Source organism: Mesorhizobium comanense (assembly GCF_005503535.1).
GTDB lineage: Bacteria > Pseudomonadota > Alphaproteobacteria > Rhizobiales > Rhizobiaceae > Mesorhizobium > Mesorhizobium comanense.
The window spans coordinates 248,703-263,053 of record NZ_SCNN01000007.1; the positions used below are offsets into that span (position 1 = coordinate 248,703).

Genomic DNA, 14,351 nt, shown 5'->3' on the forward strand with positions numbered 1-14,351 from the left:
AATCGTTCTTAGCGGATTCTGCGCAACAGCCTCTCGCGGTATGCGTCTAGGATGACGGCAAGCACAATGACAAGACCGATCACGATCGGTTTAAAATTGTCGCCCACGCCAAGCAGTTGCAGCCCGGTCGAGAGCACCTGAAGGATGCAGGCGCCGACCAGCGTGCCGATGATCGAGCCCTTGCCGCCGCTCAAGGAGGTGCCGCCGATGATGACGGCGGCGATCGCGTTGAGCTCGTAGCCGACGCCGGCGATCGGGCTGCCGATGTTCAGGCGCAGGAGATACACCATGGCCGCGATGCCGGCGGTCAGCCCGCTGATGGTGAAGGCGGCGACCTTGTAGAAATCCGGATTGTGGCCGGAGAGGCGCACCGCCTCGTCATTGGTGCCGACGGCGAAGATCATGCGGCCGAAGACGGTGAAGCGCAGCACGAACCAGCCGGCCGCGATCACCAACACCGCGACCAGGAAGATCGAAGGCAGGAAGCCGCCGATGATGAGGTTGCCGAAATCGACGAAGCTCTGTGGCAGGCCGGTGATGGTCGAATTGTCGCTGACGACGCGGGCAGCGCCCGCGGCCATGTTCAGCATGCCGAGCGTGACGATGAAGGAGGGGATCTTCCAGCGCGTCGAGATCCAGCCATTGAGGAAGCCGCAGACCGCACCGGTCGCCATGCAGGCCAGCAGCGCCAGTGTGATGGCGACGGCGGGTGAGAGGCTTTCGTCGATCATGACCGTAGCACCGACGACCGTGCAGAGCGCCAGCACCGAACCGACCGAAAGGTCGATGCCGCCGGTGAGGATGACGAAGGTCATGCCCGCGGCGAGCACCGTGTTGATGGCGATCTGCACGAAGATCTTCAGCGCATTACCCGAGGTGGCGAAATAAGGCGCGGTGAGCGAGAAGAACAAGGTGATCAGCACCAGCGCCAGCAGCACTCCGGCATCGCGCACCAGAAAGCGCAGCAATTTGGCCCTTGCCGGTGAAACGGGCGCCGCCGCGACGGGTTGGGACGTCTCGCTCATGGTCGCACATACTCCTGATAGGCGAGCGACAGGATGTGTTCCTGGTCGAACGCGGCGCGCGGCACTTCGCCGACGATCTTGTTCCTGGAAAAGACGATGATGCGATGGCACATGCCCATCAGTTCGGGCAGGTCGGACGAGACCATGATGATGCCCTTCTGCGCTGCCGCCAGCATCCACAGCAACTGGTAGATCTCGCGGCGCGCGCCGATGTCGACGCCGCGCGTCGGCTCGTCGAGGATCAGCGTCGAGGTGCCGCGGAACAGCCATTTGGCCAACACCACCTTCTGCTGGTTGCCGCCGGAGAGATTGCGCACCGCCTGCTCGATCGAGCCTGCCTTGACGCGCAACTGCCCGACCAGGTCGTTGGCCGCGGCAGCCTCCGCCCGGCGACGGATCAACCCGTTGCGCGAGACCTTGCCGAGATCGGTGATGGTGATGTTCTTGTCCACCGGCATGTCGAGCAGCAGGCCCTGCCCCTTGCGGTCCTCGGTAAGCAGGCTCAGCCCATGCCGCACCGCGTCCTTGGGCGCGGCGATCGCCACCGGCTTGCCGCCAATCTCGACAAGGCCATCGAGCTTCGGATCGGCGCCGAACAATGCGCGCATGGCTTCCGTGCGGCCGCTGCCGACAAGCCCGGCGACGCCCAGTATCTCGCCATGGCGCACATTGAAGGAAATGGCTGGTGTGGCGGCATCCCGTTTGAGATTGGTGACGCGGAGCGCGACCTCACCCTGCATGATGGAAGCATCGAAACCGTATTCGTCCGCGATGTCGCGGCCGATCATCATGCGCACAAGATCAGGCACGGTGAGACCCTGCAGATCGCGGGTCGAGACCAGCCTGCCGTTGCGAAGCACCGTCACCCTGTCGCCGATCTCGAACACCTCATGCAGCCGGTGCGAGATGTAGATGATGGTGACGCCCCTGGCCTTGAGGCGCTTGATGATGGAAAACAGCCGTTCGATCTCGGGGGGCGTCAGCGTCGCCGTCGGCTCGTCCAGCACCAGGAGTTTCGAGTCGTAGCTCAGCGCCTTGGCGATTTCGACCAGCTGCATCTGTGCCACGCCGAGCGCTTCGACGCGGGTCCTGGGATCGATGTCGAGCCCGACCTCCTTCAACAGCGCCACGGCGCGACTGTTGAGCGCCTTGCCGTCGACGATGCCGAAGGCACGCCGCGGCAGGTTTTCCAGCATCAGATTCTCGGCGATGCTCAGATACGGCAGCAGGTTCAGCTCCTGGTGCACGATGCGGATGCCGGAGAGCTGCGCGTCATGCGGCGTCTTCGGCTGGTAGGGCTGACCGTTGAAGGCGATCGATCCGGAGTCCGGCTGGTAGATGCCGGCGAGCAGCTTGATCAGCGTCGACTTGCCGGCGCCGTTTTCGCCCAGGATGATGTGGGTCTCGCCACGCGCGATCGAGAGCGAGACGTCGCTGAGCGCGACGGCGCCGGGAAAGATCTTTCCAACCCCTTCAAGGGAGAGAATCGCATCCATGAGCAGAAGAATCCTAAACCGCGCTCTCAAGCAATTCCAGGAAAAGCGCGTAGCGGCTTTCCGTCCGGAATCGCGTAAAAACAAATAGTTAGAGCCCTCGATAGCGGCGTCGGCGCATCGTCACCGCCGCCGGAACTGCCGGCGGCGGTGACGACAAAGGCGAACGGATAGCGCCAGAGGGAGTACTGGCGCCCGCGCTTGCCTCAAGCGGTGATCAGCTTGATGTCGGTCTTGACCCAGCCGGTGAACTTCTCGCCGGCGAGTTCGCGCAGCCCGTAGTCGATGCCCATGGCGGCCATCTGCGCGCCATACTGCTCGACGGTGGCCAGCATCTTGCCTTCCTTCAGCAGCTTGCCGACAGCGGGGATGTTGTCGAAGCCGACGACCTTGATCTGGCCGGACTTGCCGGCCGCGTCGATCGCCTTGACGACGCCGAGCGCCATGGAGTCGTTGGCCGCCATCACACCCTGGATATCGGGATGCTGGGTGAGGAAGTTGGTCATCAGCGTGTTGGCTTCCTCGGTCTCCCAATGCGCGGTCTTGGAATCGAGCAGGTCGAGGCCGTTTTCCTTGACCGCGTCGTCGAAGCCGAGCTTGCGCTCCTTGGCGTTGTCGGCCTCGGGATTGCCTTCCAGGATGACGACCTTGCCGCCCTTGCCCAGCGCCTTGCCGAGTGCGTCGCCGGAGAGCTTGGCGCCGGCGCGGTTGTCGGGACCGAAGAAGGCGAGATCGATGCCGGCCTTCTTCTTGGCTTCGTCGTCGAGCGAGACGTCGATGTTGATGATCTTGATGCCGGCCTTCAGCGCCTTGGCGATCGGCGTCACCATGGCCTTCGAATCGGCCGGGGCAACGACGATGATGTTATAGTTCTGGGTGATGAAGTTCTCGATCGCGTCGACCTGGGACGCGAAGTCGCGCTCATCCTTCATGCCGACGGCGGCGAAATCGAACTTGTCCTTGTTCTTGGCGGCATAGTCTTCGGCGCCGGCCTGCATCTGCTTGAAGAACTCGTTTGCGAGCGACTTCATGACCAGCCCGACCTTCGGCTTGTCGGCGGCCAGGACGGGACCGAGCGGCAGCGCCAGCGCGCCCGCGGCCAACGCGCTGGTCTTGAGGAACTGACGACGCGAGAAGCGGCCTAGACCGAGACCGGACGCGTTTGAACCCTTGCTCATGTTTCTCCTCCACTTTGTTTGATCCGTAATCGGTTACGTAACCGATTACGCCACAAGCTAGAGCCGAGCTTCCGGAGATGTCAAGGTCGATGTGAGGACTGACCCGGCATGCGAACGCATACTGGCGGCGACGGAGGGCATCATCATCAAGAAAGGATGCAGTCGCGCACCTTCGATGAGGTGGCCGACCAGACCGGGGTCGGCAAGGGCGGCAGACTGCATCATGTCTCCAACAAGGATGCACTGACCCGCACCATGGCCGAAGAGTTCGTGGAACAGTTCGAAAGCGATTTGTCGGGGCCGGCGAGAGAAGACCATTACGGCGGTGGCCGCTATACGCGGGCGGTGGTGTCACGCCTGATGGAACGGACAAAGCAGCCCGGATCGGCACCGCGCAATGACGCATAAGAATTGAGCTGGAGGCCTACCAGGCTAGGGGTCGGTTGCCGAAATCGACGAAATGAATGCCACGGGCGCCCGAACGGGCAATCAATGTCTCGGCAATTCCGCTGGCGCTCGTCTCTACGTCCAGCGGCGCCCCCTCGCCACCCATCTCCGTGCGTACCCATCCCGGCGACATGGCGATATAGGTTCGCCCGTCTCCTTTGCGGATCGCGAAACTTTTCATCATCTGATTGAGGGCAGCCTTGCTGGCGCGATAGATCTCCCATCCGCCGCCGGCATTGTCGCTGACGCTGCCCATGCCCGAAGACATCGCCGCCACGACGCCTTCCGGACCGACCAGATCGTGGAGCGCTCCCATGACGCGCAGCGGGGAAAGCGCGTTCGTGACCATGACGTCCACGAAGTCCTGTGTCGCGACGTCTTCCGCGGCGATGGAAGGGTCGATGGAAACGCCGGCATTGACGAACAGAACATCGAGCACGCGCGCAGAGAGCCGCTTGCGAAGGGCGGTGATGTCTTCCGGTCTGTTGATGTCCAGGTGCTCGATGGAAACCAGCCCATTGCCGGCAAGGGTCTCCAGGGCGTCGCGGCCATGCGCGTCGCGCACGGTCGCGATCGCCTCCCATCCCCGCGACACGAAGGCCTGAACCAGCCCGAGACCCAGGCCTCGCGAGGCGCCGACGACGAGGGCGACTTTCCGATCCGGCATCCCAGTCCCTTTCAGCGGCCTGCTCCGGCCTGGCGACCAACAGGGGTCATGCTTGACCCACTTTCAATCCGCCGAAGCAGGCATATTTGAGCTCTACATATTCCTCGATGCCGTATTTGGAGCCTTCGCGGCCAAAACCGCTTTCCTTGATGCCGCCGAAAGGCGCAAGCTCGGTGGAGATCAGGCCTTCGTTGATGCCGACCATGCCGAACTGCAACTCTTCGAGGACGTGCCAGATGCGGTTGACGTCACGGGCGTAGAAATAGGCCATCAGGCCGTAGCGCGTGTCGTTGGCGAGGCGGATGACTTCCGCTTCGTCCTTGAAGCGAAAGACCGGCGCGATCGGACCGAAGGCTTCTTCCCGTGCCAGCCGCATCGGTGCCTGCATTCCGCTCAGCACGGTCGGTTCGAACCAGGTGCCGCCGAGCGCATGCGGCTTGCCGCCGGTCTCGACGCGCGCGCCGCGATCCACGGCGTCGGCGATGAGCTCCGCCACCTTGGCCACGGCCTTCGCGTTGATGAGCGGGCCCTGCACCACCTCCGGCGCGCCGCCGTCGCCGACTTTCAGGCCAGCGACCTGCTCGGTCAGCTTTGCCACGAAGGCGGCATGGATGCCGTCCTGCACATAGATGCGGTTCGTGCAGACGCAGGTCTGGCCGGAATTGCGGAATTTCGAGGCGATGGCGCCGGCGACGGCGAGATCGAGATCGGCGTCGTCGAAGACGATGAACGGCGCATTGCCGCCGAGTTCCAGCGACAGCTTTTTGAGCGTATCGGCGCATTGCCGCATCAGGAGCTTGCCGACGGCTGTCGAACCGGTGAAGGAGAGTTTCCTGATCACCGGATGCTCGCAAAGCAGGCGCCCGATGCCGGCGGCATCCTTCGACGGCACGATGTTGAGAACGCCGGCGGGAATGCCGGCCCGCCGGGCGAGCTCAGCCATGGCGAGCGCCGTCAGCGGCGTCTCCTCGGAAGGCTTGACGACCATGGTGCAGCCGGCGGCAAGTGCCGCCGCTGCTTTTCGGGTGATCATCGCCAATGGAAAATTCCAGGGCGTGATGGCGGCACAGACACCGATCGGCTGTTTCAACACGACAAAACGCCGGTCGCGACCGGCCGAGGGAATAACGTCGCCATAGACGCGCTTCGCCTCCTCCGAGAACCAGTCGACGAAGGAGGCGCCGAAGGCCACCTCGCCACGTGCCTCATAAAGTGGCTTGCCCTGCTCGGCCGTGATCAGTTGGGCGAGATCTTCCGTATGGGCGGTGATGAGGTCGAACCAGGCGCGCAGCAGCTTGGCGCGTTCCTTGGCCGGTCGTTGGCGCCAGTCCCCCTGCGCGCGCTCGGCCGCCAGGATCGCCCGCTCGACATCGGCGGCTGCAAGATCGGCGACGCGGGCGAGAACCGCGCCTGTCGCCGGATTGCGAACCTCGAAGGTCGCGCCGGTGTCCGCCCCGACCCAGGCGCCGTCGATGAAAGCCTGGTCGTGAAGCAGCGCTGGCGTCATCATGTGTTCTCCACCTTTTCCAGCGCCGCCCGCAGGCTGTCCTTGAGGATGGCGACGCCCTCGTCGAGATGGTCGAAGGGAATGGTCAGCGGCGTCAGCACGCGCACGACATTGCCGTGCACGCCGCAGGAGAGCAGCAGCAGGCCTTTTTCGGCGGCGGTGTGCGTGATGGCTTTGACCAGTTCCGGCCAGGGCTGGCGCGTCTCGCGGTCACGCACGAATTCGATCGCCACCATGGCGCCAAGGCCGCGCACCTCGCCGATGCAGGAAAACTCGTTGCCCTCCTGCCAGCCCTCGAAGACCGCCTTCAGCCGGCGGCCGACCTCGTTGGCGCGGTCGATCAGCTTCTCCTCCTCGATGATCTCCAGCACCGCGATCGACGCCGCGCAGGACAGCGGATTGCCGGCAAAGGTGGAGCCGACGCCGCCCATCGGGATCTTGTCCATGATATCGGCGCGGCCGGTGACGGCGGCGATGGGAAAGCCACCCCCAAGCCCCTTGGCCATGGTCACGATATCGGCGGCGACGCCGGCATGTTCCATGGCGAACATTTTTCCCGTGCGGGCGAAGCCGGTCTGGATCTCGTCGGCGATCAGCAGGATGCCGTGCCTGTCGCAAATCTCGCGCAGCGTGCGCAGGAAGGTGACGGGCGCCGGGTAGAAGCCGCCCTCACCCTGCACCGGTTCGACGAAAATGCCGGCGACGCGCGTCGGGTCGACCTCGGAGCGGAAGAAACGGTCGAGCGCGGTCAGCGATTCCTGTTCGGAAATGCCGTGATAGGGGATCGGGAACGGCAGATGGAAGACGTCGGGCACCAGCGGACCGAAGCCGGCCTTGTAAGGGGTAGTCTTGCCGGTCAGCGTCATGGCCATCAGGGTACGGCCGTGGAATCCCCCGGAGAAGGCGACGAAGGCCGAGCGGCCGGTTGCGGCGCGCGCAATCTTGGCGGCATTTTCCACGGCCTCGGCGCCGGTGGAGACGAGAAAAGTCTTTTTCGGGAAGTCACCGGGCACCAGTTCGTTCAGCTTCTCGCAGACCGCGACATAATCGATATAGGGCGTGGTCTGGAACGAGGTGTGGGTGACCTTGTCGAGCTGGCTGCGCACCCGCTCGACCACCTTCGGATGGCGATGGCCGGTGTTGTTGACGGCGATGCCGGCGGCGAAATCGATGTAGCGCTTGCCTTCGACGTCCCACAGTTCGGCGTTCTCCGCCTTCTCGATATAGACGTCGAGATGTTTCGACAGGCCGGCCGGAATAGCGGCGGCGCGCCGCGCCGTGAAGGCAGCGTTCGTGGACATGGATGTCTCCTTGGACAGTTTGTTATGGCGCAGCGCTATCGCGGCGCTTCAAGTGACCGGCCCCATCTGCGAAGGACGAGGCCGGCGCATCAATCTCTAGATGGCGGCCTTGGCGCGGCGGGCGTCCCGGTCGAGCTTCCAGTCGACGCATTCCTTGGAGCAGTAGATGCTCCCCTCATGCACCTTCTTGCGGGCCGAATCCTCGGCCGAGGCCTCGTAGATCAGCACGCCGCAATTGGCGCATTTCGTGTAGCTTTCGATGTAAAGCCCGTTCAGCGAAAACTTCATGGTCTCAGGCCTCCTGGTAGCCGTAATGTCTCTGCGCAGCAGCCTTCGAGACGTAGCCCTCGCGGACATCCTCCGCGACCGCCGCCGGATCGCGCTTTGCCGGTTCGCCGTAGCCACCACCGCCGGGGGTGACGAGCCGCACGCGGTCGCCGCGGCGGATCGAGACGTTGGAATAGCGGCTGGTCGAGGCCTTGCCATACGCCTCGCGCATCGTCTGCCAGTCCTGGCGGCCGTTCTTCATGACCAGCGTCGCGCCGACGCCGCCTTCCGTGCCGCCGTTCAGGCCCCAGGGGGCGAGCAAATGGCGGTCGGTCATCTGCGAGCAGATGATCTCGTCGTTGAGGCACAGCATCTGCTTGGAATAGCCGACGCCGCCACGATACTCGCCGGCACCGCCAGCATCGACGTTGAAGGCGAGGCTTTCGATGCGCCAGGGGAAACGCGTCTCGTAGACTTCGACCGGGGTGATGCGGCAATTGCCGTTGATCGAGTCGACGCCGTCATTGCCATCGGCAAAGGCGCGGCCGCCCCAGCCGACCGCTTCGAGGTCGTAGCAGGCGAAATATTCGCCTGTGTCGGCATCGACGCCGCCGAAGACGAAGTTGCAGTGGGTGGCGCCCTCGGCCGCCATCACCCGGTTCGGGATCGCCGGGGCCATGGCGCCGAGGATCGTGCCGACGATGCGCGGATGGGTTTCGGTGTTGCCGCCGACTTCCGGCGCTGGAAAATCCACGTTGACGATGGTGCCGGGCGGCGCCATGACGCGGATCGGCCGGAAGCAGCCGGAATTGCGCGGGATCGTCGGGTCGGTCATGTGCAGCACGGCGTTGTAGGCCGCCGATGTGGCAACGCCGAGCGTCGCGTTGATCGGGCCGGAGGCCTGCGGCGAGGAACCGTTGTAATCGACGATGATCTCGCCGCCGCGCTTATGCACCTCGACGGCGACCGTGTAAGTGCGGTCGGCGTCGATGCCGTCGCTCTCGATCTTGTCGGAGAAGGCGTAGATGCCGTCCGGGATCGCCTCCAGTTCGGCACGCATGCGGCGCTCCGAATAGAGCAGCAGGTCGTTCACCGTCTCCTTGATTTTCTGCTTGCCGTATTTCTGGTAGATCTGCGTCATCTGCTTTTCGCCGAGATCGACGGCGGCGATGAGCGCGCGCAGATCGCCATAGTTGACGCGCGGCGTGCGCACGTTGGCGAGAAGCAGCTTCCAGACCTCGATATTGTCCTTGCCGCGCTTCTTGATCTTGACCGGCGGAATGCGCAGGCCTTCCTGGAAGATTTCCGTCGCCTCGCCGCAGAAGCCGCCGGGCGCCATGCCGCCGACTTCGGCGATATGGCCGATGGCGACGGCAAAGCCCATGATCTCGCCGTCGACGAAGATCGGCTTGAAGAAGGTGTGCTCCGGCGTGTGCAGACCCCCGCGATAGGGGTCGTTGTGCAGGATGACGTCGCCCTCCTCGATCTCGTCGATCGGGATTTCCTTGAGGCAGGATTTGACCAGCAGCGGCATGCCGCCGATCTGCGCCGGGCAATAGTCTGCGACCGCGATCATGTCGCCGTTCATGTCGGCAAGCCCGCAGGTGAAGTCGAGCGCTTCGTTGAAGATCGTCGAATAGGACGTCTTCATCAACACGATCCCCATCTCCTTGCAGAGCGAGACCATGCTGGATTCCAGGATGTTCATCGTAACGAAGTCCATGATGGTACTCCTCAGGCCGAAATGATCAGATTGCCGAGCCGGTCGACACGAAGCGTCTGTTTCGGCTGCAAAATGGTGACGGAGGCGCTTTCCTCCACGATGGCGGGGCCGGCGACGGTCTGCCCCTGCTTGAACGTGCCGCGGTCGTAGGTCTTCACCTCGTGCCAGCCGTCCTCGAAGCGCACCTTGCGGCTGCCCGAGGACGCCGGCGTGCCCTCGCCCTTTTCGAGCTCCCGCATCGTCGGCTTCTCCGAGATGGCGACGGCGACGACCTTGAGATTGACGGTCTCGATGGTCTCCCCCGGAATGGAGAAGCCGAAGCGGTTCTGATGCTCCTCGTGGAAGCGCTCCCAGAGGCTCGCTATGCTCTCCTCGGTGAACTGGTTGGCCGGGAAGCTCAGTTCCAGCTCGTGGTTCTGGCCGAAGTAGCGGGCCTCGATGGAGCGGTAGACCTCCACCTTCTGCTGGTAGCCCTGCGAGACCAGTTCGGCGATGGCACCATCCACCAGTTCCGTCATCGCCGCGGTGGCGCGGGCGCCGTCGAAGTATTTCGAGATCTGCTGCACCGTGCGATGCCGGTCGACGCGCGCATCGGTCATGATGAAGCCGAAGGCGGAGAACTGGCCGGGATAGTTCGGCACGATGCCCTGCGGAATACCCGAAATATCCATCAGGTCGCAGATATGCACCGGCCCCGCGCCACCCGACGCGACCAGCGAGAAGTCGCGCGGGTCGAGGCCGCGCTGGAGGAGAACGGCCCGCAGCGCGCCAAGCATGTTGTTGTTGGCGATCTGCACCATGGCGAAGGCAGCCGCGTCGACCTCGAGGTTGAGCTGGTCGGCGATCCTCTTGACCGCGCGATGCGCCGCCTCGGCGTCGAGCTTCATCTTGCCCCCGAGGAAATAGTCGGGGTTGATGCGGCCGAGCACGACATTGGCGTCCGTCACCGTGGCATTCTCGCCGCCACGGCCGTAGCAGGCAGGCCCTGGTGCCGCACCGGCCGATTGCGGACCCATGCGCAACATGCCGCCCTTATCGATCCAGGCAATGGAGCCGCCGCCGGCGCCGATCGTGTGGATGTCGATCATCGGGATCTGGATCGGCAGGCCCCATTCGATCTCGAAACTCGTCGTCACATGCTCCATGCCGTCCACGACGGTGGAGCAATCGGTCGAGGTTCCGCCCATATCGAAGGTGACGAGGTTCTTGATGCCGGTGAGTTCCGAGAGGACGCGGGTGGCGACGACCGCACCGGTCGGGCCGGAGAGCGTCATCTGCACCGGCGCCTCGGCGGCCCCCTTCAGGGTCGATTCACCGCCATTCGACTTGATCACGCCGATCCTGTCCCCGATGCCTATGCCATCGAGGCGCTTCTGCATGCGGTGGAAATTGTCGGAGACGATGGGCTTCAGATAGGCGTCGGCAATCGTGGTCGAGGCGCGGTCGTATTCCTTCCACTTCGGCAGCACCTCGTAGGAGATCGAGATCGGCATGCCGGGCAGTTCTTCCGCCAGGATGTCACGAATGCGCTGCTCGTGGCTCGGATCGATGTAGGAAAACAGCGTGCAGACGGCGATCGCCTCGATCGTGCCGTCGGCCTTGATGGTTGCGGCCAGCTCGCGCACGGCCGCCTCATCCAGCGCCGTGACAAGTTCGCCCTTGGCGCTGAAACGCCCGCCGATCTCATAGGTGTCGGCACGTTTCATCAGCGGCTTGGTCTTGATCCAGGTTATGTCGTAGTGGCTGCGGCGATCGCCGCGCTGGATAAAGGGAACATCGCGAAAACCGGTGGTGGTGACATAGGCGACTTTCGCGCCACGCCTCGTCAGCAACGCGTTTGTGGCGATCGTGGTGCCAAGACGGATCTTGTCGACGCTTGCGACATCGTCCACCTGCGCAAGCCCCTGCAGCACGCCTTCGATCGGTTCGGAAGGTGTCGTCAGGTTCTTCCAGTTTTCGATGGTGCCGCTCGCCGCATCGTAGGAAACGAAGTCGGTAAACGTTCCCCCGATGTCGATGCCGATGATTTTCCTGTCAGGCATTATGTCCTCGTTTCTCATGGATAGGATCAGGACGAGCGGGGTTTTTCCCGGTCGTAAGCTTCAAGCAGGTGGCGCCAGGAGTCGCGGATGTGATCGCGGATGGCATCCATCGCCTTTTCGAGATTGCGGGTGCGCAGTGCCTCGACCACCGGCCAGTGGTCGACGGCCGCCGCCATCTGGCTCTCGAACTGGCGTTCCGCCATGGTGATCAGCATCTGCACTTCGGCCTGGATGTTGGTGAAGGCGTGCAGCGTCTGGCGGTTTTTCGAGAGCCGGCAGATTTCGAGGTGGAAGGCGAGGTCGTTTTCGACCAGCGCGATCTCGTCATTGGCATTGGCAGCCGCGACCATGGCGTCGACGAACCCGGCAATCCGGTCGATGTCGGCATCCTTCATCTGCGGCAGCGCCTGTTCCATCGCGAAACGTTCCACGACGACGCGGAAGGAGAAGATCTCGTCGATATCGCTGTGCAGGAAGGTGCGGACGAAGGTGCCCTTGCGGGGAACCGCGACGAGCAGGCCGCGCTCCTCCAGCCGGCGGATCGCCTCGCGGATGGGGTTGCGGCTGATCCCGAGCTGGCGGGCCAGTTCCGCTTCGTTGATGCGCTGGCCGGGCTGGAGCCGGCCGAAGATCAGTTCGCGCACGAGGAACGTCGAAACCTGATCGGACAGCATCCGGTGGTCGATGATGCCGATCGGCTCGTCCGTGTTGAAGAGATTGTTAGCCATTGATGAGCCCCTTCTCGCGCTGTGGCTGCTGCGGCAGGGCTATTTCTCGCCCTGCCATGATCCCGTCTTTGCGGAAGACCAGTATCAACAGCATAAAGGCCGCGATGATAAGTTCCTGCGTGCCCGCCGGCAGCGACCATTGCTGGCCGCCGATCGAGATTCCGCCTTCGAGACGGCGGAAGATGTCGACCATCGCCGTGATGACGACGACGCCGACCACCGCGCCGGCAAGGCTTCCCATGCCGCCGACGATGAGCATGGCGAGCGCCAGGAAGGTGAAGCCCAGGAAGAAGTTGTTGATCGACACGGTGCCGAGGTAATGGGCCTGCAGCACGCCGCCGAGGCCGACCAGGAAGCCCGAGAGCGTGAAGGCAATGAGCCGCGACCAGTAGAGCGAGATGCCCGACGCGGCGGCCGCGACCTCGTCTTCCCGCGTCGCGCGGATGGCAAGGCCGAAGGCTGAAATCTGGTAGAGATAGGCGACGACGATCGCCAGAACGGCGCAGCCCAGCGCCAGCCAGGCCGTCACATAGGTCGGCAGGCCGACGATCGAGGCGGAGCCCATCGTAACGCTGTCCCAGTTGGAATAGACCACGTTCAGGATGAAGAGCACGGCTAGCGTGGCGATCGATGCCGCAAGGCCCGTGAGCCGCATGATGACGAGGCCGGTGAGGAAGGCAGCGGCGCCAGCGAGCAGCACCGAGACGATGGCGGACGGCAGCAGCGGGATGCTCTGGTCGCGCAGGAAATGCGGCAGGCCGGACATGGTGATCGGCTTCAGCATCTCGCAGCACGTCTGCCAGGCCGAGCCATAGGCGGCGATCGCCATGAAGGTGGCATGCCCGAAGGAAATGATGCCGGAATTGCCGACGAAGACGTAAAGCCCGACGACGATGACGATGCTGATCAGCATTTCGACGACCGTGCGCTGCAGGGACAGACCGCCGAACTGGCCGGTGACCACGACGATGAGCACAAGCGGCACGACAAGCGCCAGCACCGGCAGCCAGAAGCGGCCGATCGAGGCAAGGGACGGCATGGCATTGCTCTTCATTACACACGCTCCTTCGCGGCGCTGGTGACGATCAGGCCTTGCGGGCGCACGAGGAGGATCAGGATGACGAGCGTGAACACACCGGCATCGCGGAAGGGGCGCAGATCGGCCGGCAGGTAGGTCTGCAGGAGGACGCTGGCGACACCCACGAGGAACCCGCCGAGCGCCGCCCCCGGCAGCGAGCCCATGCCGCCGATGACGGTGGCGAAGAAACCGTAGACGACGGGCATCAGGCCCATGCGCAGGTCGAGCGTGCCCGTCTGGATCGTGAGCAGCAGGGAGACGGCACCGCTGAGCAGGCCCGAAATGGCGAAAGCGAGTGCGATGACACGGTTCGCCGGCATGCCGAGCAGGCGGGCCATCTGGAAGTTCTCGGCGGCCGCCCGCATCTGGACGCCCAGCGGGGTCCTCTTGAGGAAGAGAACCAGCGCGACGAGCAGGCCGGCGGTGACGACCATAGTCAGGAGCTGTACGCCCGGAACGCGCACGCCGCCGATCTCCACCGCATTTGCGAGGCTCTGCCCGATCCCGACCGATTTGGGTCGGCCCGTATGGATGAGCATGACCAGGTTCTGCAGGAAATAGCTGACGGCGAAGGAGGAGATGAGCAGCGTGGACGGGTTGGAATTGCGCAGCGGCCGGAAGGCGACGCGCTCCGTCAGAAGCGCCAGCACGACAACCACCAGCAGCACGCCGCCGATCATGACGGCGGCGGGAAGAGCACCGAGCAGCAGCGGCGGCGTGACGCTCGCCGTCGGCACGACCAGCGCATAAGCGCCGATGGTGATGTAATCGGCCTGCGCGAAATTGACGAGCCGCATGACGCCGAAGACGAGGCCGATCGCCAGCGCGACAAGGGCATAGAGGCTGCCCAGCGCGATGGCATCGACGAGAACTTGAACGATGTTGGCCATGGCGG

At 64.0% G+C, this 14,351-nt stretch carries 13 protein-coding genes; 1 reads left to right on the top strand and 12 read right to left on the bottom strand.

Annotated elements, in window-relative coordinates; all coding sequences use genetic code 11:
* Positions 1-8 precede the first annotated feature (8 nt).
* From FFS37_RS15105 to FFS37_RS15115, 3 genes are all read right to left on the bottom strand, one after another.
* The gene (locus FFS37_RS15105; protein ID WP_137931742.1) at positions 9-1,025 is read right to left on the bottom strand and encodes an ABC transporter permease; all 1,017 of its coding nucleotides are present in this window, start codon (positions 1,023-1,025) and stop codon (positions 9-11) included.
* On the bottom strand, positions 1,022-2,521 hold the full coding sequence (locus tag FFS37_RS15110; protein WP_137931743.1) for a sugar ABC transporter ATP-binding protein: 1,500 nt from the start codon (positions 2,519-2,521) through the stop codon (positions 1,022-1,024). The genes FFS37_RS15105 and FFS37_RS15110 overlap by 4 nt, the downstream gene beginning before the upstream one ends.
* A 203-nt stretch (positions 2,522-2,724) precedes the next feature.
* Positions 2,725-3,696 (bottom strand): sugar ABC transporter substrate-binding protein, encoded by a 972-nt coding sequence (locus FFS37_RS15115; protein WP_137931744.1) that lies wholly within the window; start codon positions 3,694-3,696, stop codon positions 2,725-2,727.
* 156 nt (positions 3,697-3,852) lie between these two features.
* Between FFS37_RS15115 and FFS37_RS15120 the strand changes: the two genes are divergently transcribed.
* Positions 3,853-4,104 (top strand): hypothetical protein, encoded by a 252-nt coding sequence (locus FFS37_RS15120; RefSeq protein ID WP_137931745.1) that lies wholly within the window; start codon positions 3,853-3,855, stop codon positions 4,102-4,104.
* 16 nt (positions 4,105-4,120) lie between these two features.
* Here FFS37_RS15120 and FFS37_RS15125 read toward each other — a convergent pair whose 3' ends face one another.
* The 9 genes from FFS37_RS15125 to FFS37_RS15165 form a co-directional block, all read right to left on the bottom strand.
* On the bottom strand, positions 4,121-4,810 hold the full coding sequence (locus tag FFS37_RS15125; protein WP_137931746.1) for an SDR family NAD(P)-dependent oxidoreductase: 690 nt from the start codon (positions 4,808-4,810) through the stop codon (positions 4,121-4,123).
* Positions 4,811-4,856: 46 nt separating this feature from the next.
* Positions 4,857-6,320 (bottom strand): NAD-dependent succinate-semialdehyde dehydrogenase, encoded by a 1,464-nt coding sequence (locus tag FFS37_RS15130; protein ID WP_137931747.1) that lies wholly within the window; start codon positions 6,318-6,320, stop codon positions 4,857-4,859.
* Positions 6,317-7,618 (bottom strand): 4-aminobutyrate--2-oxoglutarate transaminase, encoded by a 1,302-nt coding sequence (gabT, locus tag FFS37_RS15135; protein ID WP_137931748.1) that lies wholly within the window; start codon positions 7,616-7,618, stop codon positions 6,317-6,319. Before gabT ends, FFS37_RS15130 begins: the two co-directional genes overlap by 4 nt.
* A 96-nt stretch (positions 7,619-7,714) precedes the next feature.
* The gene (locus FFS37_RS15140) at positions 7,715-7,906 is read right to left on the bottom strand and encodes a hypothetical protein (RefSeq protein ID WP_137931749.1); all 192 of its coding nucleotides are present in this window, start codon (positions 7,904-7,906) and stop codon (positions 7,715-7,717) included.
* Positions 7,907-7,910: 4 nt separating this feature from the next.
* Positions 7,911-9,608, bottom strand: a complete 1,698-nt coding sequence (locus FFS37_RS15145) for a hydantoinase B/oxoprolinase family protein (RefSeq protein WP_137931750.1) — start codon at positions 9,606-9,608, stop codon at positions 7,911-7,913.
* Between the two features lie 11 nt (positions 9,609-9,619).
* The gene (locus FFS37_RS15150) at positions 9,620-11,650 is read right to left on the bottom strand and encodes a hydantoinase/oxoprolinase family protein (protein ID WP_137931751.1); all 2,031 of its coding nucleotides are present in this window, start codon (positions 11,648-11,650) and stop codon (positions 9,620-9,622) included.
* 26 nt (positions 11,651-11,676) lie between these two features.
* Positions 11,677-12,378 carry a GntR family transcriptional regulator gene (locus FFS37_RS15155; RefSeq protein WP_137931752.1) on the bottom strand — a complete coding sequence of 234 codons (702 nt, stop codon included), beginning with the start codon at positions 12,376-12,378 and terminating at the stop codon, positions 11,677-11,679.
* The gene (locus FFS37_RS15160) at positions 12,371-13,432 is read right to left on the bottom strand and encodes a branched-chain amino acid ABC transporter permease (protein ID WP_232375671.1); all 1,062 of its coding nucleotides are present in this window, start codon (positions 13,430-13,432) and stop codon (positions 12,371-12,373) included. The genes FFS37_RS15155 and FFS37_RS15160 overlap by 8 nt, the downstream gene beginning before the upstream one ends.
* Positions 13,432-14,346: a branched-chain amino acid ABC transporter permease gene (locus FFS37_RS15165; RefSeq protein ID WP_137931753.1), complete on the bottom strand. Its 915-nt coding sequence runs from the start codon at positions 14,344-14,346 to the stop codon at positions 13,432-13,434. The genes FFS37_RS15160 and FFS37_RS15165 overlap by 1 nt, the downstream gene beginning before the upstream one ends.
* Between the last annotated feature and the right edge of the window lie 5 nt (positions 14,347-14,351).